The organism is Bacteroidales bacterium (assembly GCA_013141385.1).
Classification (GTDB): Bacteria; Bacteroidota; Bacteroidia; order Bacteroidales; family Tenuifilaceae; genus UBA8529.
On record JABFRB010000015.1, the window covers coordinates 39,029 to 62,274 of the forward strand.

Consider the following 23,246-nt stretch of genomic DNA (forward strand, 5'->3'; position numbering starts at 1 on the left):
TGTGTTTATTTGCAGATATCTATAATCACTTAGTGCGATGATGGAAGGTTGATACCGAGCTTGCGAGTTTCGGTTCGCTCCAGTTCCATTATTGACTTCGTCGAACTAGTTCCGCTGAGCTCACTACGTTCGGTTCGTAAACTCGGTTCCATTAATTAAAATAAAATAAACTCATTGATATTTAGATTGATACATTGTTTCTTGAATCGAACTCACGTTATTTTAGGAAGATACCGTCAAATGCAATATATCACTTGGCAGATTGAATAAATCACCTAATAAATGTAATAAATCGTCTGTAAGAGCCTTTAAACACTTTTCTTCCTTGTTTAATGAATAATATTCTTTGCATTTATTGCGTGAAAAATTCTTCGATAGTGCGAACATGTTGTGAAGAGATTTCAACAAACTCGAATTTCCTCATGTTCAATTTGCCAATAGGAAAGTAATCACTACCTTGGTTTCGGATTAACAGGGTATAAGTATCCCCTTCGTGTCGAGGTCAAACGGTGGAACGACAATACCAACAAAGCAAACATCATGGTAACAAATAAAAAAATAGCTATCCTAATTGATGGGGACAATGCCGAAAGTAAGCTTATTGAACAGTTTATTGCTGAGGCTGGGCGTTTTGGACGGGTAACAGTTAAAAGAATTTACTGCGATTGGACCGATAACCGAATGAATAGCTGGAAAGCGGTGATTAATAAGTTTGCCATTCGACCCATCCAAAAATTCGCCTATACAACTGCAAAAAACTCTACCGATACCGCTTTAATAATAGATGCCATGGACTTACTCCACTCCAAACAGGTGGATGGGTTTTGTATTGTATCTAGCGATAGCGATTATACAGGACTGGCTCATAGAATTCGAGAGGAAGGTCTGTTTATAATGGGCATTGGTAAATCTCATACACCAGAAGCATTTGTAAAAGCCTGCGAAAACTTCACATTCTCCGAAATATTGCACCCAACCGAAGTACATGAAATTAAAAAAATACAAAAAAAGGTAAACAAGAAAAAGGAAGTAGAGAGTGAAATAAAGCCTATTAAATTACCAGAGCAAAAAAAATCTGGCACAATCGACCTAAATGTTATAGGCTCGCTAAAGGAATCGGGCATTATAAATATCAACCTTAAACAAATTGAATCGGCATACCAAATGATAATTGATATAGATACAGGGCAAGCACTGCTATCAAGATTCTCTGAAGCACTAAGAAAGGTTGACCCAACATTCGATCACAGAAACTTCGGTTACTCCTCCTTCAGGAAATTTTGCGAAGCACTTGAACCCGATTACGAAACAGTTCTCCACGAGGATGGGCAAACACTGTCGTTAAGGAAGAAAGAGTAACACTAATAGAATTGAATAACTAATATAGATTTAAGATTTCTGAAATAAAGATGCATAAAACATTATATTTAGAGTTATGAAACTTAACTTCATATAACTTCTGAAATCAAAAATCGTTATTCCTTGTTCTTAAATCCTTCTTTTGGAATCATAATTAACGTGAGTATACAATCAACTACTTCTGATTCTTCCTCTCCAACTCTTTTAAATTCTCAAGTTTCTTCTTCTCAAGGAAACCCTTGATATCATAAAGATGTTCTTTCACCTTTTTGTTGCCAAACTCATAAACCTTACTTACTAAACCATCCAGAAAATCACGATCATGCGATACAAGGATGAGCGTTCCATCGTAATCCTTCAGGGCACTCTTTAGAATATCCTTGGTTTTCATATCAAGATGGTTGGTAGGCTCATCGAGGATAAGCAAGTTTACAGGCTCAAGCAAAAGCTTTATCATAGCCAAACGGGTTCTCTCACCACCAGAAAGAACCTTAACCTTTTTGGAGGTATTATCACCACCAAACATAAATGCACCTAGAATATCCTTAATTTTAGTACGAATATCGCCCTTTGCAACATCATCAATGGTTTGGAAAACAGTTAACTCTTCATCTAAAAGTGAAGCTTGGTTCTGGGCAAAATATCCAATCATAACATTATGCCCAAGTGCAAGCTTACCCTCAAAATCAATCTCCCCCATAATGGCTTTCACAAGCGTTGATTTACCTTCGCCATTCTTCCCAACAAAAGCAACCCTCTCTCCTCTCTCAATGGAAATTGTTACATTTGAGAAAACATTATGCTCACCATAACTCTTGGATAAACCCTCGGCAATTATAGGCCAACTCCCCGAACGGGGCGATGGGGGAAACTTTAGGCGAAGCGCTGAATTATCCTCCTCGTCTACCTCTAATATCTCCAACTTCTCCAGCATTTTCACCCTCGATTGTACCTGATTGGTTTTAGAGTATGTACCTCTAAACCGTTCAATAAATTCCTGATTTTCAGCAATCATCTTTTGTTGCTCATCGTATTGTTTCTGCTGTTGCCCCCTCCTCTCCTTTCGTAACTCCAAGTAACTTGAATAGTTTACCTTATAGTCGTAGATTCGACCCATTGTCATTTCAATGGTACGAGTTGTAATATTATCGACAAAAGCACGGTCGTGAGATATAATAATTACAGCTTTAGCGCTGTTAATTAAAAATTCCTCAAGCCACTGAACCGACTCAATATCCATGTGATTTGTAGGCTCATCGAGAAGGATTAGATCAGGTTTTTGAAGTAATATCTTAGCTAACTCAATGCGCATACGCCAACCGCCACTAAATTCGCTGGTAGGTCGCGTAAAATCCTCTCGAAGAAAACCTAAACCAAGCAGTATCTTTTCAACCTCAGCATCAAAATTAATATCCTCGATAGTGTAGTACTTCTCACTTAAAGCGGAAACCTGCTCAATTAACTTAAAGTAACTTTCCGATTCATAATCAGTTCGGACTGATAATTGGTTATTCAGAGTCTCTATCTCGTGCTTCATCTCAAAAATCTTGGCAAATGCCAGTGAAGCCTCTTCAAAAACCGAACGTTTATTCTCAGTAATTAAATGTTGTGGTAAATAGGCAATCACAGCATCCTTAGGTGCTGAAACTCGACCACGGGTCGCATTTCTTTCGCCTGCAATTATTTTAAGAAGAGTTGATTTTCCTGCACCATTTTTACCCATCAGGGCAATCCGATCTTTCTCATTTATAGAAAAAGCAATATCTTTAAATAGAGTTGTTCCTCCAAATTCCAATGTTAACCCGTCTACAGAGATCATACTAATATATCTTTATGAATTAATTCAACCTAAAATTATTGATGGTGTCTTGAGTATATTGATTAAGAACAGTTTATTAAATAAAGAGTTTTGATTCAGGTAATTTTACTAACCTTTTAAAATTAGAGGCGCAAATATATACTGATTATTTAAAATAGAGGTAGATTATTTTATATCCATCCTGTATTGTTAAAATTTGTGTTGCAGGCAACTTGAACACTTACAACATTCGAATTTAATCGCCTAATATTCTGCACATTATCTCATATTTGTATTTGTTAAAATCTTTTAATCAACTAAACAAATGATATACATCAACTGTTTTACAAGCATTCTGATCCATTCAGAAGGTACTTTTACGGCGCTGTTTAGAATTATTTTAAATTAAAAACTAAATACCATAAACCAATGAAAACAAAATTGATATTTGCATCATTAATCGTTTTTGCAATAATACTTTCAATTTTCAGTTGTAAAAAAGACGATAATCCAACCGTACCTACAATAACCACAGCTGAAATAACAAATATTACTGATACATCTGCTACCAGCGGCGGTAAAATTAATAGTACGGGGGGAGCGGCTATAAAATTAAAAGGTATTTGCATAGGACTATCCGATAATCCTACCATTAACGATAGCCTTCCAACCAACAAATCAGTTGGTGATAATTTCGTTATCAATCTTAAAGGTTTAAAAGGTGGCGTTACTTACTATGTTAGAGCTTTTGCTAAAAATAGTGTAGGTGTAGGCTATGGTCAATCCCTTTCATTTTCCACGGTTGTTAAAAATCAAACCATAACTCTTGGTGCAGGATATGCAAATGATGTTTACTATAGCTTAAAAAATGGAGTAGTTGCTGCTGTTCCAAGAACTAACTGGGACATAGCATTTAGCATTTCAACCCGTAGCTCTTCAATTATTATTAATGAAGCCAATGGTGCAGGTACAATACTTAAAGCTTACCCCAAATCATGGACTTGGGCTGGAGCAATTGATACAACTGGTTATTTTTCTTGGCCTAGGTTAGCTAATTCAAATACTGATTGGGAGGTTGGAGCATTTAATGCTAATGCAACAGGACACCCTAACTATGGCTGGGGTATATATAACGCAGTAAGTCACAATATCGAAAATACCGAAGGCGGAACTTTATATATTATAAAACTAAGTAACGGAACTTTCAAAAAGATTTGGGTTGAGACAAAGTTTTCATCATTACAAAAATACTCCTTCCGCTATGCTGACATTGATGGTTCTAACCCTCAAATAGTTTCTAATATGAGTTTGGCTGGCTCAAAAGCCAATTATGGATACTATTCGCTACAGAATAATCAACTTATAGCAAATCGCGAACCCGATGCAACAACTTGGGATTTGCTGTTCACAAAATGGGAGGATGTAAGTAGTTCTAAACCATATATTGTAACTGGTGTATTGCAAAACATTGGCGTTAAAGCGATTGATTTAACTGTTTCGGATCCTGCAAACATTACCTATACCGATAATCAATTCTCCTTAGATATTAATACAATTGGTTACGATTGGAAATCCTTTAACGGCGCCGCTTACGATGTTGCTACAAATAGAGTTTTTGTTGTTAAGAATGTTGCTGGGAAAGTCTACAAAATTATCTTCACTAGTTTTGCTGGTTCATCAACTGGAGTGTTAGCATTTAACATTAAAGAGTTATAGGTATATTAGTTTTTAAATAATACTATTGTAGGAATCATTTTTTTGATTCCTGCAATTTATTAAAGTATCCAACCCTAATAAATAAATGCAATATTCCCAAGCATGTCAGCTATTACTATTTCAAAATTGAAACAAACCTTCGTACTACTTATCTCATTTCTTATAGTAACCATTAAGGTTAATGGTCAGAGTGGAAACGTTGTAATCATAGATTCCAAGAGCAAGGAAACTATTCCATTTGCTAATGTTTGCATTGAAGAATTGGGATCAAATCAAAAGTTTTATCATATATCCGACAAGGATGGTGCTGTTAAAAACCTCTGTAAAAATAAGGCTTTGATATCCGTCTCTTTTGTTGGCTATAAAACTTATAAAGACACTATTCAGCCCAACAAAAGCTATCAAATTGCACTTATACCTCAGGTGTTCGATTTAGATCAGGTGATTGTCACTGCTAACTTTATTCCACAAAAAGCGGATAAATCAATCTATAACGTTAAGGTTATCGATTCCCGAAAAATCGAAATGAAAGCAGCAACAAATCTTTCAGATATTCTTAAAGATGAAGTAAACTTTCAGGTTTCTTACGATCCTGCCCTTGGAAGTAGTCTTAAACTGAAGGGGTTATCGGGTAACAATGTTAAAATCTTAGTAGATGGTGTACCCGTTATTGGTAGATTGGGAGGAAATATCGATTTAAGCCAGCTAAATCTCTATAATATCGATCATGTTGAAATTGTAGAAGGGCCTATGTCTGTTATTTATGGAAGTAATGCCCTTGCCGGTGCTATAAATATTATCACTAAAGAAAATCTTCATTCAAATTACAATGTTACGGCAAATACTTATTTAGAGAATTTAGGAACCTACAATTTCGATGGTATTGTCGCTTTTAAAAGCGGTAAAAATAATTTTTCGTTCTCCGGCGGTCGTAATTTTTTTAATGGGGTTTACTTAGAAAATATTGATAAAAATCGCTCGCAAACATGGAAACCAAAAGAGCAGTACAACGCTGATTTTTACTACGTTTACAATCAGGATAAATACAAGATTAAGTATCAGTCCTCATTTATGAATGAGCGTTTACTCGATAAAGGAGATCAATTTTCACCTTGGTTCAGATATGCTAATGATAGCTGGTTTAAATCTTTACGATTTACAAATAGAATAGAATATAATCTTAAAATTGGTAACGATTACTTCTTGAATGTTTGGGGCTCCCATTCGTTTTATGAAAGGAAAAAGTTAACCTACCAAAAGGATTTTATAGATTCATCATCGCAACTGGTTAACGATAACTCATCAAACGACACAACCAAATCCAACGCATTTGCATACAAACTACTTTTTGGAAACCAAAACCCCGAAAAACTTTTCAACTTTGTATCTGGCATTGACCTAAACTACGAAACTGCTTCGGGGAAGAGAATTCTTGATGAAAAACAGTCAATAGGTGATTATGCTATTTTTACTAGCCTAATGCTCAACCTAGGTAAAACGCTAAGCATTCAACCCGGATTTAGGTATGACTACAACACTAAATTTAATTCGCCCCCAGTTCCTTCCATCAACGTTAAATGGAATGTATTTTCATTCCTAAATATCAGGGCATCATATACTAGAGGCTATAGAGCGCCATCCATAAAAGAACTTTACATTCTCTTTAAAGATGTTAATCACGATATCAGACCAAACGATACATTGAAGGCCGAGAGAGGAAACAACTTTGATCTTTCTTTCAGTTTTAATACCGATAAGACAGACAAAATCCATTTTACCAATGTAGAACTAAGCATGTTTTACAACCAAATTGATAACATTATTTACCTTGCACCAATCACTACATTACCTGTAGGCACATTCTACAAATACATAAACATCAGTTACTTCAACACTTTTGGAGGACAGGTTGCATTTAAGTACAGTTTCTACCCTCGCTTCGATCTTGGATTTGGATTTGGAGAAACAGGAACATACGCATCAACTGATGTTAAAAACCAACGATTAGGAAGATATAAATATGGAACTGATGCGAGTATAAACACTTCCTATCTAATTCCAAAATTGGATGTTAAGGTTTACTTGAACTACAAATATTCTGGCGTAAAATTCAATCCCTCTTTAGATTCCAATAATCAAATAGTGTTCGGATCTATAAATCCATTTACTACAATTGATATATCATTAATGAAAAAATTCTTTTCAAATAAGCTAACAATTTCCTGTGGACTTAAGAACCTTCTTGACAATAAAATAGTACTAAGCAAAGGTGTTACTGGCGATACTCCTCATACTGGAGGCGATGGAAGTCCAGTTGGCTATGGTCGGGTTTTCTTTACATCAATAACATATAATATCTTTAATTAATGAGTAGAATATTCATTATTATCTTTTCAGCATTTGCTTTAACAAGCTGCTTCGACGAAAATAGTTTTGTAATAAAACCCATTCCTACCCCAATAGCTAATATCGAGGTTAAAATTCCATTCTCGATGTACGATTACCAAACCTATTATAACCTATCGGATTCAGTCGTAATATCGCATGTTAATTATGCTGATTGGGATTTAGGTTTTGAAGCATCATCAGGATATCATATCATTCTAAATTCATCTAAATTCATGTATGCTGGCAATACTGGCTTAACAGACTTTAGTTCTACTATTTCCAATACTGCTGCAACTATGATATTCGATAATTCAAATGGAAATCTCGACTCAACAGCAATAGGAAACTGGGCAGATTTTAGCAACACCTCTAATCCTATTTTCTTTAATAAAGTTTATATCATAAATAGAGGAGTTAATGAGGATGGCGTTTCCTTTGGTTATAAAAAGATTATTTTCGAAAAACTTGAGAACAATACCTACTACATTCACTTTGCAAATTTGGATAACACTGACGAACACTATTTCCAAATACCCAAAAACGTATCGGTCAACTTTGTGCAATTCTCATTTGATAATGGGGGAAATTTAAACACCCAGCAACCCGATAAGGATTTATGGGATTTATGTTTTACTAAATATTCATCAATACTTCTTGATGATAATAAAGTACCCACACCTTATATTGTACGAGGAGTACTTATTAATAATGGCTTATCCATTGCAAAGGACACTATCACAACTTTTGCTTCAATCAATTTCGGCAGTATAAATAGCTATACATTCTCCACCAAAAAAGATGCAATAGGTTACGACTGGAAAATTTACAAGAACGACATTTACTCAATTGTAGATCACTACACCTATATTATTAAAGACAAGAATGATGTTTACTATAAACTACGTTTTACAGGTTTCTACAACAGTATAAAGAACGATCCTCACTATGGTATTAAAGGATATCCTTCATTCGAGTTCATCAAACTGAGTAATCAATCAATTTAAACAAATAAAATACATAACACCTATGAAAACTATATCAATGATTGGCGCATTTATTGTCACATTAGCACTAATTTCCTACTCAATTGCAGTATTCAATGAACGTAGAAAAAAACATATCACAAAAAAGATATTGACATTTTTGACTATAGGTATTCTACTCGATATAACAGCCACAGCCTGCATGATCATTGGTTCTACAAAATCACCATTTACCCTTCATGGTTCATTAGGTTACTCAGCACTTACGCTCATGCTTATTGATACAATTCTTATTTGGCGATTCTACAAAAATTATAGATTAAACCTTGAAGTTCCAAAAGGTTTACATATTTACACATCTATTGCATACTCTTGGTGGATTATTGCTTACATTACGGGTAGCCTTTTGGTAATGATGAAATAATTCTAACACCCAAAAGACTTCGCATTCAATCTGATTACTAATCTCTTACAGGAGAATTCTAAAAATATTTTTGTGCAAAACTAAAATCTTATTGATTTACTTGAATTTACATAAAAATAATGTCTACTTTTGTAAGAATTGAATTTTACATTTATTGACTAAATTACTCAATTAAACATGAACATTTTTGTAGGAAGTCTACCTTTTAAAATTGAAGAAGGTGATTTACAAGCAATCTTTGAAGAGTATGGTGAAGTTACTTCAGTAAGAATTATTACTGATAAATTTTCCGGAAGAAGCAAAGGTTTTGGCTTTATTGATATGCCAAACGATGAAGACGCAAAAAAAGCCATTGAACATCTAAATGGTGCTGAACTCGAAGGTCGTACTATTGTTGTTAACGAGTCTGAAGAAAGAAAACCAAGAGAAGGTGGAAGCGGTGGATTTAACAGAGGCGGCGGTGGCGGCTTCAACAGAGGCGGCGGCGGTGGCGGCGGTTTCAACAGAGGTGGCAGCGGTGGCGGCTACAACAGAGACCGTGGTGAAGGTGGATTCAACAGAGGCGGTGGCAGCGGTAACAAAAGAGGTGGTGGACACAGATCTAGTTACTAATAAAGCTGTTTAGGGTAGACTTCTAATAGTTTTTATTGGTCATCAAATCGAAATTAATAGGATTCAAAGATCTGTCAAAAAATTAGAACGGTTTCAATTGCTTGAAACCGTTTTTTATTTATTCTATACGCCAATCAATCTCAACTTTTCCCTGATTACGCAATATCTCATTCGTTTTGGAGAAATGCTTACATCCAAAAAAACCACGAGTAACCGATAGCGGTGATGGATGCGGTGCTGTGAGAACAAAATGTTTTGATTGATCTATAATAGATACCTTGGCTTGTGCATATGCCCCCCATAACAGAAATACAACACCCGTCTTATTCCTAGAAATAGCAGTAATAGCAGCATCGGTAAAAGTTTCCCAACCTTTTTTCTGATGCGACCCTGCTTGGTGAGCCCTTACAGTTAATGTTGCATTTAAAAGCAGAACACCCTGCTTTGCCCATTTCTCCAAATTTCCATTCATTGGTCTTGTAATTCCTAGGTCTGAATGAATCTCTTTAAAAATATTAATAAGCGAAGGCGGTTTCTGAACCCCATTGGCAACTGAAAAGCATAAACCATGTGCCTGACCCGGACCATGATAAGGATCTTGACCGAGCAAAACAACTTTGACGTTATTAAAAGGGGTATAATTAAAGGCGTTAAAAATCATTGGACCAGGAGGGTAAATAACATGTTTCTTCTTTTCCTCTACAAGAAACGTTTTTAGATTTGTGAAATAATCCTGTTTAAATTCATTTTTCAAAGCCTCTTTCCAGCTCTCCTCAATTTGAGGGTTTATGGATGTATTCTGTTCCAAGGTAGTCATAGTCAATATTTGAAAATCGAATATATAGCTTTTTCTTCATTAAGATTATCGATAGATCATTAATGTTTTCAACATTTAGTGAGTGTAATAATCTTCTGTCCTAATATTTATTAAATTCTTCTTGATATTTAAGCATATTGACTAACCAGTATATTACTACAAAAATTAATTTTACTGATTAAGATGTACGATGTCTTACACTTAAGTACATTTACATCGTATAAAAAATGTAATAATTTCATTTTGTAAAAACATAAAATACTTATGAAACGTTCACATATGTCTTGAATAAATAATATGGATATTCCATACGCTCAGTACTGAACGTTAAAACCATAATCTTAACTTATTAAATATTAAGCAACTAATAATTTGCATGTATGAAACAATCTGTTATGTTTTTTTTCCTAATAATAGTATTAAGCATATTCTTATTAACAAATACTTATATATACTTAAAAACCCGTTATGCTTTTGGTGATGTATTTCCAAAAAATTTAATTCTAAATGTAGTATTCTGGTTTATAGTACTTGCCTACCCATTAGGAAGAATACTTGAAAGAGTTTATAACTCTTCATTCTCCATTTTTATGGTAAAAATTGGCTCCTTCTGGATGGGTGCTATGCTATACCTAATCTTGCTCTTCCTATTAGTAACCATCTTTAAGGTTTTGAATCATTATATTGAGTTCACGCCTTACCTAGATTTTAAAATAAATCCATCCTACAAAAAATGGATGATAATATCTGTATATGCTGTTGCATCCTTAATTTTACTTTCTGGCTATATCAACGCCCGATTTCCTAGAGTTAATAACTTTAAATTGAAGTTCGATAAAACACTCGAAAGGACAAACAAAACTCGAATTGTTGCTGTTTCGGATATTCATCTTGGCACATTGATTTCAGCTAAAAGATTGGAGCATTTAGTTAATTTAATAAATAAACAAAATCCTGATATAGTCCTCTTTGCTGGAGATGTTTTTGATGAAGATATTGCTCCAGTTGTAAATAATGGTTTGGGCAAGTATTTCGAACAAATAAAATCTCGATTAGGAGCTTTTGCCATTCCCGGAAATCACGAATATTTTGGCGGTGTTGAACCAAAACTAGCCTACTTACGTAAGCATGGTGTAACCGTTTTAAGGGATAGCACCGTGCTAATCGATAACTCGTTCTACATAGTAGGTAGAGATGATCGTCAATCCAACTATACAACTGGCAAACAACGAAAGAGTATTAGTGAACTAGTTGCAAATGTAGATAAAATCAAACCTATCATTCTGCTAGATCACCAACCATTCAAACTAAACGAATCTGCTGAAAATGGGATTGATCTACAAATTTCAGGGCATACCCACCATGGTCAACTCTGGCCATTCAACTATATTACCAATGCCATTTATGAGCTAAGTAGTGGTTACAAGAGAATTGGAAATACCCATTTTATTGTCTCAAATGGTTATGGAACTTGGGGTCCACCTATACGATTAGGAAATAGACCTGAGATTCTGGTAATTGATTTTGACTAGTACCAAGAAGTTGATGATTATTCATAATTATCTCATCAATAAAATTTTTAACTATTTTTACCCAAACACATAAATTAAAACTTATGAATAGACTGATAACCTCACTCCTATTTCTATCGATTATTGTAATTTCATTGGATTCAAATGCATGTACCAATTATTTGATAACCAAGGGTGCATCAACTGATGGTTCCACCATGGTTAGCTATGCTGCCGATTCTCATATCCGTTATGGTGAACTCTACTTTCGTCCTAGGGGCACTTGGCCAGTAGGAACTATGATAACTCTATATGACAGAGGCACAAATAAACCTCTTGGACAAATACCACAAGCCACTGAAACATATCAGGTTATTGGTTTTATGAACGAGTATCAGGTTGCAATTGGAGAAACGACATTTGGTGGTCGCCACGAATTAATAGATTCTACTGCAATTGTTGATTATGGTAGTTTAATGTTTTTAGCCCTTCAACGTTCGAAGACTGCTCGTGAAGCAATAAAAGTTATGGCAGAACTCGTTGAAAAATATGGATATGCCAGTTCGGGCGAGTCTTTCTCCGTTGGAGATCCAAACGAGGTATGGATTTTCGAGATGATTGCTAAAAGAACCAATATGGCTATTGACAAGAGAACAAAGAAATCTTATAATGCTGATAAAGGTGCCGTTTGGGTTGCAATTCGTATTCCTGATGGGTATATCTCATCACATGCAAATCAAGCCAGAATAACAACTTTCCCTCTCGAAAATGGTAAGAATTCAATTAGCAGTAAAAATCTAACTCAAATTTTCAATCCAGAAGTAGAGATAGTATACGCTCAGGATGTTATCTCATACGCTAGGGACAAGAAATATTACACGGGAAACGATTTCGATTTTAGCTTTAGCGACACCTATGCTCCTTTAACATTTGACGCTGTTCGTTTCAGCGAGATGCGCGTTTGGGCATTCTTCAACCATGTAAATGATGATATGAAGAAATATTGGGATTATGCCATTGGTAAAGATTTAAAAAACCACATGCCACTGTACATTAAGCCCAATAGGAAGTTAACACCACAGGATCTCCAAGCATTTAAGCGCGATCATCTTGAAGGAACGGAACTAGATATGAGCAAAGATGTTGGTGCTGGGCCAAATCATGCCCCATACCGCTGGAGACCGATGACATGGAATTACAATGGTAAAACTTATCTAAATGAACGCACTACGGCTACTCAGCAAACGGGATTTTCATTTATCGCTCAAATGCGTAGTTGGCTTCCCAACCCAATTGGAGGTATTTTTTGGTTTGGCGTTGATGATGCAGCATCTACCGTTTATGTTCCTATTTACTGTTCAATTAATCGCATACCCGAAACGTACGCTGAAGGAAATGGAAATATGTTGACCTACTCACCTACATCTGCATTTTGGATATTTAATAGGATTGCAAATTTTGCATACCTTCGATACGATCTTATTATTCAGGATATAAAGAAGGTGCAAAGCGAATTGGAAACAAAATTTGCAACTTATACCCCAGCAATAGATGCTGCTGCTCAAAAGCTATGGGAAACCAATCCACAGGCTGCCAACGAATTCCTTACAGATTACTCTGTAAACATGGCCAACTATACCGTCAAACGCTGGCAAGAACTCAGTGATTGGTTACTTGTAAAATATATCGATGGAAACGTTAAAAAGGAGAAAGATGGCAAGTTTATTTATAACACTTGGGGATTCCCAGTATCGCCATCACAGCCAGGTTACCCTGATTCATGGAAGAAATCTATTATTGATCAAACTGGGGATAAACTTTTAGTACCAGAAGTAAAAAAATAATATCTTACCTTTCTTCACCTTATAAAAGGAGAGGGTTTAGCACAAAGCAAACCCTCTCTTTTTTTGGATAGAATACTAATGTTATAAATCAAAACTTAAACATGTAAAACCTTGCAAGGATTATAAATTCAAATTTAAAGGGGTAGCCCTAATTGGGGTTATAAACTAATTCTAATAAAATCTGTGATTAAAAAAGTAAGATTCAAGGCTGAATCAAAGGTAAAATCTCAACTACTTTACAAGCCAGTCCTTAGCCTCCTCAATATTATTGAATGGTTTTACATTTAACGATGTAAATGCATTTACAATATCTAGAAATGTTTTTTTTGCGCTTGAAATCCCTACAACTGCTGTCTTTTTTGTAATGCTTTGGGTTGATTTTGCAGATTTTTTCACCTCGGCAAAAACTCCTCCAAATACATAACTATTGGTCACATCAACCAACATCAACAGATCTTTCTTTCCTGATGCTTTGACTTTCTCTCTAAAAACATTAGTGCTTTTTATTGACTCAAGAAACTCTACCTCCTGCATTAAATTTGTATAATCAATGAAATAGATTTCTTTCTCACGATGATAAATAAATCTCCCACGCTCCATTTTGTCTGTTTTTTGAACGATTATCAAATAAACTCGTGCAAACTTACAGAAAATAACCTATATTTTAACTCAAAGCATATAAAAAACTGAGCAAAGCCTACAAAACTCATTAAATTCAGAGTATACTGTCACATCAAAAACTATAAATTATCATTAAATTTTTGAATTTCAGTATATGATAAATATCCGAGTTCAAACTCTTAATTACTCATATCTCAATGATTCTGATGGATTAACCATAGCAGATCTTATTGTACGATAGCTAATTGTGATTAATGCAATTGTTATTGCAATAATAAAACCTAAGAGAAAGTCAAATATTGGCAAATCAATCCTATAGTAATAATTTTGCAGCCAATTCTTTGATATAAAGTATATAATCGGCCAGGCAATTAGTGTGGACATACCTACAAGGACAACAATTTCCTTAGAAATCAATACAAATAAACTTGATACTGTTGCACCCATCGCTTTCCGAACACCCATTTCTTTTGTACGTTGCTCAATAGTAAATGAAGTTAAACCAAATAGTCCAAGTGAAGCAATTAGAATTGTTAAAAAAGTAAAGAGAACTGAAAGTGTTGCACTTTGTTTCTCCTCCCGATATAAACGTTCAAAATCTTTATCCATAAAGAAGTACTGTAGAGGATCATTAAAAGTGAAATCCTTCCAAACTTTTTCTATCTCCTTAACCGTATTACCAGATGCACTGCCTGATAAGCGTATACTTAAGTACCCCCAATTATTATCCTCCTTTTTAAACTTGAAAAGATATGGTCCAACTTCGTTCCGAAGCGACTCAAAGTGAAAGTCACTAACTACACCAATAATTGGTAAAAAATCTGGTTTACTCGGATCATTACTTGGATTTATAATTCTTGCAGCTAATGGCGTGTTTATATCAAATTTTTTCACAGCACATTCATTAACCAAACAGGCATTTTTGTCGGTAGCATGCAACTCATCAAAATTTCTGCCTGAGCTCAGTTTTATACCATAAGTTTCGAAAAAATCATAATCAACCCAAGCAGTCTGAAGCAGATAAGTTTCTCCACCCCTACCCTCCATCATATATCCATTATTGTTATTGTTGTGACCGGGTATAGCAGTTGATGCTGAAATTTTCATTACGCCAGGTATTCTGCCAATTGACTCCTTAAACGCTTTAACACGATTACCAATTGCTTCAGCACGACTAATAACGATTAATTGCTCTTTATTAAATCCTAAATCTTTATTCACCATATAATTTATTTGGTGAAACATAATTGTTGAGCCAATAATAAGTATTATAGATATTGTGAATTGTACAACAACTAAAACACTCCTAAGCTTTCCATTCTTCATGCTGTTTCTTAGGGCTCCTTTAAGAACAACATACGGACTAAACGATGATAGATAAAAAGCAGGGTAACTACCTGCCAATAGTCCAACAAGAACTGATAAAAGAATCAATGATGGAATAACAGCCCAATTATCAAAGAAATTCAGTTCTAAACTGGTTTGCAAAAGATTATTGAAATATGGTAAGGAGAATTTAATTATTAAAACAGCGAGTATTAACGAAATAAAGGTCAAAATAATTGATTCTGAGATAAATTGCCAAATTAGCATCCCTCTGGATGAACCACTTACCTTTTTTATTCCTACCTCTTTGGCTCTTCGTGATGATTGAGCAGTTGAAAGGTTCATAAAGTTTATTGATGCAATTAAAATTATAAGAAAGGCAATGCTTCCAAATATCAGTAAATACTTAGGATCATTCGGAGCTTTTGACTCTTGCTGAATGGCAGGATTCAGATGAATAGCAGTCAAAGGTTGCAAATACATCCTGTATTTATTGCCTTTTGAAAAGAAATCCTCGAGTGTAATCCCTAAATATTTCTGAATCTCTGCACCAACGTACTTTTTTATTAACTCTACAATCTTATTATCAACATCTTTTGGATCGACATGCGGTTTCAATAGGATATAAGTTCCAAAACTATTTGAAGTCCACTGAGTATCATTTGCTCTACCATTTGTAACAAATGAACCTATCATATTGGCATCAAAATGAGAATTCTTAGGAAAATCATCCATTACCCCCGTAACAGTATATAAAATTGAATCTGTCCCAATTTTTAATGCTTTACCAATAGGATCTTCTTTACCAAAAATTTTCTTTGCAGTTGATTTAGAAAGCACTAGCTTATGAGGAGCATTCAAAACAGATCTCTTATCACCACTTAACAGGGGAATGGAGAAGATGTTAAAAAATGATGAATCGGATTCAATAAATGCATTCTCCGTATAACTTTTATCATTGCTTTTTACTATTGTTTCACCCCAAGTATTAATTCTATTAATATCCTCAATCTCTGGGAGTTCTTTAAGCATTGTAGGACCAATAGGAGCACATGTACTTGATGCACTCATCTCCTGTCCGCCAATTTTTCCGTTAAGTACAAGCTGATATATTCTATCTTTCTTCTCGTTAAATTGATCGAAACTTAACTCATTCGCAATAAAAAGGGTTATTATTAAGCTGCACGCTATACCAATTGATAAACCCACTATATTAATAAATACGTATCCTTTCTGCCTATTTAAGGCACGCAGGCTATGCTTAAGTATATCTAAAATCATATTTATAGATTTATATTTATAACAAGACGATAAAAGTACCTTTTACGTTACATTTTATTAATATTATTATCGCAAGAATCTTAAAGAAAAAGAGTGGATAATTTAAGTTGGTCAGTTAATTAAAGGATAAATGTCCTATTAGATAAAAGGGACAGCTTTTAGGCTATCCCTTTATAAAAATATTTTATAAATTTCAGTTACAATCGTTTAAAGCCATTCTCGGTTAATGGAACAATACCAAGAGGTACCTGCTCAATCATTACGTTCGAAGTATCAAGTCCATAAGCATTAACGCTATTCATCGAGAACTTCTTAACTACATCATAGGCATTCATAATGAATCTATCGTATGTAGATAACTCTGTATCAACTGTAAGAACTCGATCTATGATAATGAATCTAAAATCGCCTGGTACGTTATGCTTAGCTAAGGAGTAGTATTTGCTTGTAATATCTACCTCACCATTCTTAACCAAATCAGATATAACATGATTAAAGAATCTATTTATTCTCGGGTTTACCTTAAAGCCAATATTAAAATCTATTCTGTACAATACATCCGCAATCAATGGTCTGACTTTATATTCCTTTGTATAAGGCTCATCTGTAATATTAATATGCAAAAACCAATACCTATCTGCTCTCTTGGGTTGCTTATTAAATATTGAGTAAATGACTTTTCGCTCAACATCTGTTGATTGTTCAGCACGAGTTATATAAACCAAATTTGTAGCATACCTTGGTAAGGTATTGTCCTTCTGTACATCTTTAAAAAGATCTGTAAAGTCCGAAATGGGGTAAAATTGAGTAAACTGCTTTTTGGTTACTCGCCCACGATTCCAAATAAACATTACAAAAAAGATTAAACCCGCTAAAAGCAATGTAAACCACCCTCCTCTATTGAATTTGTGAAGATTAGCATATAAGAATGTACCCTCAATTAAGGCATACGTAATAACAAAAAGGACTATCATAGGAACCGAAACCCTTTTAATTTGTAGGTAGCCAAGCATAAGGATGCTAGTCATAAGCATTGTAAGTGTAATTGATAACCCATAAGCAGCCTCCATGTTTGAGGAGCTCTGAAAGAAAATAACTACAAAAGTACAAGAGAAAAATAGCAACCAGTTTACGCTTGGAACATACATTTGACCTTTTAGCCGGCTTGGATACTTAATTCTAACCTTGGGCCAAAGGTTTAGAGTTATTGCCTCACTAACAATTGTATATGAACCAGATATTAATGCTTGGCTAGCAATTATTGCTGCAGCAGTTGCAAGCAATACCCCTGGGAGTATAAACCATTGAGGCATTATGGCAAAGAATGGATTTGGTAGTGATGCTTTATCGCTATTCATTATTACCCATGCACCTTGACCCAGATAGTTTAGTATAAGGGATACTTTAACAAAAATCCAGCTTATTCTAATATTCTTTAACCCGCAATGACCCAAATCGGAGTACATAGCTTCGGCTCCAGTTGTACAAAGAAAAACAGCGCCTAAAATTAGAATTCCCCCAGGATGCTCAACAAGAAGTTTAACAGCATAGTAGGGATTAAAGGCGGCTAATATTTTTGGAAAAAAAATCAATTGGCTAAATCCCAAAATTGCTAGGGTAAGAAACCATAAAACCATAATTGGCCCAAACGATTTACCTATAAATTCAGTTCCAAATTGCTGTAATAGAAATATGAAGGTAAGAATCATAAGTACAATTGGAATTACCGATATATTTGGGTTTAGAATATTTAAACCTTCAACCGCTGAAACTACGGTTATGGAAGGGGTTATAACACCATCAGCCAAAAGGGTTGATGCTCCAATCATTGCAACAATATAAACGAATCGTCTTTTCTTTCTAAGTAAAGCGAATAAGGCAAGAATTCCACCCTCACCCTTATTATCAGCTCTTAAAGTAATCCATACATATTTTACTGTAGTTTGCAGAGTTAAAGTCCAAATAATACAGGAAATTGCACCAATAACTAAAGAAGAATCTCTTATACCCTCACCAATAATTGCTTTCATTACGTATAGTGGTGAAGTCCCAATATCACCATACACAATACCTAATGTAATAATAATACCCGCTAAAGAAAGTTTTTTGTAAAACTTTTGATTCTCGCTTATTTCCATAAAAAATGTGTAAAAAAATAACGTGCAAATTTATACGAGTTTTACATTAGTTATCATCAATTTATCAATTATTTTATAACTATTGATTAGTATTAAAAATAATAGGATGAGAATTGATTTGGCGAGTTCCAATAAATATATGGTTTGTTGAACGTCAACCTCAAGTTTTAGCCATCTACTTGTTAAACTCAAACAGCGAATTAATGTAACTAGCACCTAAAATAGGAAATATCTATTTGTTTAACCGTGTTATTCCTTTCTTCCAATACATATCCTGCCTGAATATGTAAAAGATAATAACTTTATCAAAGAATGTGTAATTGGTCTAACAATCTCACAAGCAAAATATTGTAAAGTTATTTCTAATGAAAAATGCTTTTGGAAAATATTTTCCAAAAGCATTTTATTAGAAAGAAAACCCCTTTATCAATATTTTATTGTAATTTTCACTCAAATAGGTAAAGTTTATTTTTGATAAATTAGCTTTTCTTTATGTACCTTATTCCCGAAGCGAATTTCAATGAAATAGATACCGCTCGTCAAATCAGGCATATCAATTCTTTGATTGCTTTCAACATTGGTTTTACTGTAAATTAGATTACCAATAACACTGTAGATTTTAACATCCATTTTCTCCGAGGAATTAGAAGCAATGGTAAAGATACCTGAGTTGGGATTGGGATAAATATTAATATTAACTTTAGGTTCAACCATTTCTTCTGCTAATTCTGTAGCATTTGACTTTTTTTCAATATCGGCTACAATATCTGAAGTACAGCCAAACAAATCAGCATGAAAACTTACTCCTGTATTTGCTTTAAATCCTAAAACTAGCCTAACCGAATTATTTGCACCGTAATGAACTCTAGCTCCATTGGAAATGATATTGGATGCCGTAATTGAATTGCTAGCCAAGAATTCATAAACTCCCCCTGAAATATTGGTTGAAATAATAACATTACTAGGGCAGCTACTGATTAAACCATTTTGAACTTCTTCTGCAATCAATCTATTTACCTCTTTATTTGTTGATGAAGATTGAGAGTAGGAATAAATGAACTGCAAAGAGAATAGGACAATAATTAGTATTCTTTTCATAGAATTAGTTTTTTTGAGTTTCAAATTACTTTTTCTCATTTAACTTAGCCCTCAATTCATTATTCTCTTTTTTCAGTTCAATTATGTATAGCGTAAGTTCTTCTATTTTTTCCAATATCTTTTCATTAAATTCACCTAAATTAACACCATTCTCGGTTTCAGAAGCAGGTGCTATCCCGGGCAAATGCTTATTTTCCTTAATATATTTCTCAAGATCATCGAGTTTAGTCAAACGATAATCCGCAGCAAATACATAATCTGCAGCAATATTTTTAACTTCAATCTCTTCGCATTCTATTTTACCATTTACTGTTAAAAGAGAAGTTGGATTTCCCGTTCCAATACCCACGTAGCCATTATTTTTAATAATCATATTCTGTTGAGTATATGGGCCAGATTGATTACAAAATTTCAAGGATGCTGATCCGTCGGTAGGTCCGGAAATTATAGTTACTCCCTGCCCTGAATCGAATGGGTAGAAAATAATTTGTGGTGAACCAACCATATTAGCATTGGCAAATATTCTCATTTGGTTTCCACCATCAATATAACCCGATAACTTGAGATTTCCAACAACGTCTAATTTTTCGGTAGGAGTGGAAGTTCCGATACCAACATTACCGCTAAAATAGCTATTGCCTTGTACCGCAAATTTAGTATTAGCAGGTATACTAGCAGAGGCACCTATTCCAACATTTCCTTCCATATAAATTGGGTTTTGCATTGGAAATCTAATAGCAGTAAAATTATTAAAATCGTAGTATCCTCCTTTGTTGATTTTCATTTCAAATACCGGACTACCATCTTTTTTTAAAGTAAAAGCTCCTGAATTATTTTCAATATCCCAAAAACTAGCAGAGCCAATACTGGTTAACTGTTCCAACCTTAATATTGGATTACTACTTTGTGATGATCCTAATCCTGTACGAATAGAAAAAGGTACAGGCGATTGTCCTGAAGCATCACCTACTACAACTTTGTTTTGCCATGAAGCTGTAGTTGAACCATTTAAAGTCCAACCCGATTGAGCATTAGCAATTTGTGTAATTGATAAGAATGTCACAAATACTGCAATTAAATTTTTAAGATTCATGATTTTTAAATTTTAAAGGTTAATAATAGTATAGTTTATATACTTATAAAAAACTGTTGAACATAGAATTTGTCAAAAATAAATATCTGAAAACCATTACTTAATACAATCAAAAAGATATGAAAACCAATGTTTAAATAATCGAATGTGTTTGTTTATTTTCCCTGTATGCTGCTTAGGCTAGTGTCATTAGATTTGTCGTTGTACTGTCAAATATATTACCCGCACCTAGTCTCTAAAGGTACTATCAGCACTAAACGTCAGGTTTATTACTGTGAATTTGTTCTCTTCAAAAAGAACCTAACTATACGAATCCAGTATTTTAACGTTTAAAACGATCAACTAAATTACTCTTTGCTATATTTAATACAAAATTACTACTTTTTATATATATCGATATATTATTTAACATTTATTTTTTAAAATTAATAAATGAATTTATGTATTATATTTTAACTTATTAATTCGAATATATGACACAATATACCAAGTTAATAGACTTTAAAATGCCATATTTCATATATTAGAATATTTTATTGTCAACTATGCACTACAATTTAGACCTATCATTCTTTCTATTCGAATTAATGATTTATCAGCATTGTGTATAGCTTGATAATCACCGGGTAATATGGTTGAAGCCCATCAATTCGCTATATTCTTATCCACATCTATAAAAGTGTCTCTATTATTTACGCTCGCCTGAATGGGAATCCGTCTTATAAAGTATCATAAGATATACATTGCAACATCTTCAATTACGCACATTCAATTTCTCTAATAACTCTTTTGTAACTGCGAATATGCCCTGTTGAGTTCAAACTGCGTCCTGGTCAATATATTATCTTGGGTAAACTACATCCTTTGTAAGAAACTCCTATGAGAATGTAATAGAACCTTACAAAGCATAGGTTTCAAATTATGCTTGTTTACAAACGGTTACATTATATTTTCCTCCTAATGTATTTTTGCTATACTTAGAACTTTTTCTTAGTTTTACTATTGTATTTTGAGATGTTAGAACGAATAAAAAAATGATTATCCCTAATTAAATAAATCATTAAAATGAAAAACTCAAATGAATTTATTCAATTCACTGCAAATCTTGCAAATGCAATAATGCAATCCATCCATCTATCTGGAGTAAATGGATATGCTCAATTAATTAATAAAACGATTACTGATATTATACCCTCTTTACCTACTATAAAAAAAGAATTGGCATCTAAGAGCAAAATAAAAAAGAAGGAGTGGATAGCAGCAGTGCAAGCAATGAATATAAAAGGGATCAATCCCTCTTTGGCCGTTAAGCAGGGTTTATTGACATGTAATATATTGCTAAAAAAATCAACAAAAAATGCCCAAGACGATCTGGCGAAAGCTATTCAGTTTGTTTGTTACTATGTACTTATACTGATTGAGGATTTAAAAAAAGATCGTACTTTTTTCAGTACAAAGATACAGTATAAACTTTCAAACCCTCAGAAAGATTTTTGGTTTCAACGTATTGACATGATTGGCACACATGAGTTTAACACCCCAGATGGAAATTACCTAATTAACTCCATTCCAGCAGCAGATAAGGAAAATTACTATAATTCAGAAATATACAATAGCCCCTATACGTCTGAGCCACCCCTAAATGTAATTGTAAACCCTTACCCCGTTGAAGAAATAACCGATTCGATTGAACTGAAAAATTTCATATTCGACCTCTTTCTAAATAATCCATTTGCATCTTCTCAAAATCTTGTTTTTTCCGCCAAAATAAAGGCAGAAAATCTAATAGGAGGATCAAGAGGATGGGGCTTTTGGAATACAGATGCAATACCCATAATAGGCATGAAAATCGCCTGGTTTATGCAGCAAAATGATGGTAATATTAATAATCCCAACAATGGATTTTTTGCACATACCTTTAACGGGGCAAAATTCTCCGCAATTAAATTAAAGGACATGGATGAAAACTGGCACGCTTACAAAATAGTTTTAAACCAACAGAAAGTGGAATATTTCATCGACGGATTATCTGTGGCTATTATAACCGATCCTGAGAATATACCAGATGCACCAATGGCGTTCCATAATTGGGTAGACAATGCTTGCTTTGTAATTACTGATGATGGGTTTAAAAAAGTTTTCCAGAAAACAGATTCCTCCCGAAAAAATTATATGAAAAACATGAATATATTTACATTAGGCAAATAATAGTTCAAAACAGGCTTATTATCCTCAAA

Annotated in this window: 16 protein-coding genes; 9 read left to right on the plus strand and 7 right to left on the minus strand. The window is 34.0% G+C overall.

Features of this window, described 5'->3' with window-relative positions:
• Positions 1 to 540: 540 nt before the first annotated feature.
• The gene (locus HOO91_08250) at positions 541 to 1,359 is read left to right on the plus strand and encodes an NYN domain-containing protein (GenBank protein ID NOU17534.1); all 819 of its coding nucleotides are present in this window, start codon (positions 541 to 543) and stop codon (positions 1,357 to 1,359) included.
• A gap of 175 nt (positions 1,360 to 1,534) precedes the next feature.
• Here the strand turns inward: HOO91_08250 and HOO91_08255 are convergent, their stop codons facing one another.
• On the minus strand, positions 1,535 to 3,178 hold the full coding sequence (locus HOO91_08255; GenBank protein NOU17535.1) for an ABC-F family ATP-binding cassette domain-containing protein: 1,644 nt from the start codon (positions 3,176 to 3,178) through the stop codon (positions 1,535 to 1,537).
• Positions 3,179 to 3,586: 408 nt separating this feature from the next.
• Here HOO91_08255 and HOO91_08260 point away from each other — a divergent pair, with 408 nt between their 5' ends.
• The 5 genes from HOO91_08260 to HOO91_08280 all read left to right on the plus strand — a co-directional run bounded on the left by HOO91_08260 (position 3,587) and on the right by HOO91_08280 (position 9,280).
• On the plus strand, positions 3,587 to 4,873 hold the full coding sequence (locus HOO91_08260) for a hypothetical protein (protein ID NOU17536.1): 1,287 nt from the start codon (positions 3,587 to 3,589) through the stop codon (positions 4,871 to 4,873).
• 102 nt (positions 4,874 to 4,975) lie between these two features.
• Positions 4,976 to 7,240 carry a TonB-dependent receptor gene (locus HOO91_08265; GenBank protein ID NOU17537.1) on the plus strand — a complete coding sequence of 755 codons (2,265 nt, stop codon included), beginning with the start codon at positions 4,976 to 4,978 and terminating at the stop codon, positions 7,238 to 7,240.
• The gene (locus tag HOO91_08270; GenBank protein ID NOU17538.1) at positions 7,240 to 8,265 is read left to right on the plus strand and encodes a hypothetical protein; all 1,026 of its coding nucleotides are present in this window, start codon (positions 7,240 to 7,242) and stop codon (positions 8,263 to 8,265) included. Before HOO91_08265 ends, HOO91_08270 begins: the two co-directional genes overlap by 1 nt.
• Positions 8,266 to 8,287: 22 nt before the next feature.
• A complete protein-coding gene (locus HOO91_08275) occupies positions 8,288 to 8,668 on the plus strand; it encodes a hypothetical protein (GenBank protein ID NOU17539.1) in 381 nt (126 codons plus the stop codon).
• 177 nt (positions 8,669 to 8,845) lie between these two features.
• On the plus strand, positions 8,846 to 9,280 hold the full coding sequence (locus HOO91_08280; protein NOU17540.1) for an RNA-binding protein: 435 nt from the start codon (positions 8,846 to 8,848) through the stop codon (positions 9,278 to 9,280).
• A 118-nt stretch (positions 9,281 to 9,398) separates the two neighbouring features.
• Here HOO91_08280 and ung read toward each other — a convergent pair whose 3' ends face one another.
• Positions 9,399 to 10,070 carry a uracil-DNA glycosylase gene (gene ung / locus HOO91_08285; protein ID NOU17541.1) on the minus strand — a complete coding sequence of 224 codons (672 nt, stop codon included), beginning with the start codon at positions 10,068 to 10,070 and terminating at the stop codon, positions 9,399 to 9,401.
• A gap of 407 nt (positions 10,071 to 10,477) precedes the next feature.
• Between ung and HOO91_08290 the strand changes: the two genes are divergently transcribed.
• Both HOO91_08290 and HOO91_08295 read left to right on the plus strand, forming a co-directional pair.
• Entirely contained in the window at positions 10,478 to 11,629 is a 1,152-nt protein-coding gene (locus tag HOO91_08290; protein ID NOU17542.1) for a metallophosphoesterase, read from the plus strand.
• Between the two features lie 83 nt (positions 11,630 to 11,712).
• Positions 11,713 to 13,452, plus strand: a complete 1,740-nt coding sequence (locus HOO91_08295; GenBank protein NOU17543.1) for a dipeptidase — start codon at positions 11,713 to 11,715, stop codon at positions 13,450 to 13,452.
• Positions 13,453 to 13,683: 231 nt separating this feature from the next.
• Here the strand turns inward: HOO91_08295 and HOO91_08300 are convergent, their stop codons facing one another.
• The 5 genes from HOO91_08300 to HOO91_08320 all read right to left on the minus strand — a co-directional run bounded on the left by HOO91_08300 (position 13,684) and on the right by HOO91_08320 (position 21,009).
• Complete coding sequence (locus tag HOO91_08300; protein NOU17544.1) at positions 13,684 to 14,052, minus strand: hypothetical protein; 369 nt, start codon at positions 14,050 to 14,052, stop codon at positions 13,684 to 13,686.
• A gap of 204 nt (positions 14,053 to 14,256) precedes the next feature.
• Positions 14,257 to 16,680 (minus strand): FtsX-like permease family protein, encoded by a 2,424-nt coding sequence (locus HOO91_08305; protein ID NOU17545.1) that lies wholly within the window; start codon positions 16,678 to 16,680, stop codon positions 14,257 to 14,259.
• A 197-nt stretch (positions 16,681 to 16,877) separates the two neighbouring features.
• Positions 16,878 to 18,818: a KUP/HAK/KT family potassium transporter gene (locus HOO91_08310; protein ID NOU17546.1), complete on the minus strand. Its 1,941-nt coding sequence runs from the start codon at positions 18,816 to 18,818 to the stop codon at positions 16,878 to 16,880.
• 465 nt (positions 18,819 to 19,283) lie between these two features.
• The gene (locus HOO91_08315; GenBank protein ID NOU17547.1) at positions 19,284 to 19,916 is read right to left on the minus strand and encodes a T9SS type A sorting domain-containing protein; all 633 of its coding nucleotides are present in this window, start codon (positions 19,914 to 19,916) and stop codon (positions 19,284 to 19,286) included.
• A 25-nt stretch (positions 19,917 to 19,941) separates the two neighbouring features.
• Entirely contained in the window at positions 19,942 to 21,009 is a 1,068-nt protein-coding gene (locus tag HOO91_08320; protein ID NOU17548.1) for a hypothetical protein, read from the minus strand.
• Between the two features lie 1,065 nt (positions 21,010 to 22,074).
• On the opposite strand from HOO91_08320, the gene HOO91_08325 reads away from it, so the two are divergent.
• Positions 22,075 to 23,217 carry a hypothetical protein gene (locus HOO91_08325; protein NOU17549.1) on the plus strand — a complete coding sequence of 381 codons (1,143 nt, stop codon included), beginning with the start codon at positions 22,075 to 22,077 and terminating at the stop codon, positions 23,215 to 23,217.
• The last annotated feature ends 29 nt before the right edge of the window (positions 23,218 to 23,246 follow it).

Excerpts from the sequence above, each read along its gene's own strand:
- HOO91_08250 (NOU17534.1), top strand. The coding sequence starts at position 541 with ATGGTAACAAATAAAAAAATAGCTATCCTAATTGATGGGGACAATGCC.
- HOO91_08255 (NOU17535.1), bottom strand. The coding sequence starts at position 3,178 with ATGATCTCTGTAGACGGGTTAACATTGGAATTTGGAGGAACAACTCTA.
- HOO91_08260 (NOU17536.1), top strand. The coding sequence starts at position 3,587 with ATGAAAACAAAATTGATATTTGCATCATTAATCGTTTTTGCAATAATA.
- HOO91_08265 (NOU17537.1), top strand. The coding sequence starts at position 4,976 with ATGTCAGCTATTACTATTTCAAAATTGAAACAAACCTTCGTACTACTT.
- HOO91_08270 (NOU17538.1), top strand. The coding sequence starts at position 7,240 with ATGAGTAGAATATTCATTATTATCTTTTCAGCATTTGCTTTAACAAGC.
- HOO91_08275 (NOU17539.1), top strand. The coding sequence starts at position 8,288 with ATGAAAACTATATCAATGATTGGCGCATTTATTGTCACATTAGCACTA.
- HOO91_08280 (NOU17540.1), top strand. The coding sequence starts at position 8,846 with ATGAACATTTTTGTAGGAAGTCTACCTTTTAAAATTGAAGAAGGTGAT.
- HOO91_08290 (NOU17542.1), top strand. The coding sequence starts at position 10,478 with ATGAAACAATCTGTTATGTTTTTTTTCCTAATAATAGTATTAAGCATA.
- HOO91_08295 (NOU17543.1), top strand. The coding sequence starts at position 11,713 with ATGAATAGACTGATAACCTCACTCCTATTTCTATCGATTATTGTAATT.
- HOO91_08300 (NOU17544.1), bottom strand. The coding sequence starts at position 14,052 with ATGGAGCGTGGGAGATTTATTTATCATCGTGAGAAAGAAATCTATTTC.
- HOO91_08305 (NOU17545.1), bottom strand. The coding sequence starts at position 16,680 with ATGATTTTAGATATACTTAAGCATAGCCTGCGTGCCTTAAATAGGCAG.
- HOO91_08310 (NOU17546.1), bottom strand. The coding sequence starts at position 18,818 with ATGGAAATAAGCGAGAATCAAAAGTTTTACAAAAAACTTTCTTTAGCG.
- HOO91_08315 (NOU17547.1), bottom strand. The coding sequence starts at position 19,916 with ATGAAAAGAATACTAATTATTGTCCTATTCTCTTTGCAGTTCATTTAT.
- HOO91_08320 (NOU17548.1), bottom strand. The coding sequence starts at position 21,009 with ATGAATCTTAAAAATTTAATTGCAGTATTTGTGACATTCTTATCAATT.
- HOO91_08325 (NOU17549.1), top strand. The coding sequence starts at position 22,075 with ATGAAAAACTCAAATGAATTTATTCAATTCACTGCAAATCTTGCAAAT.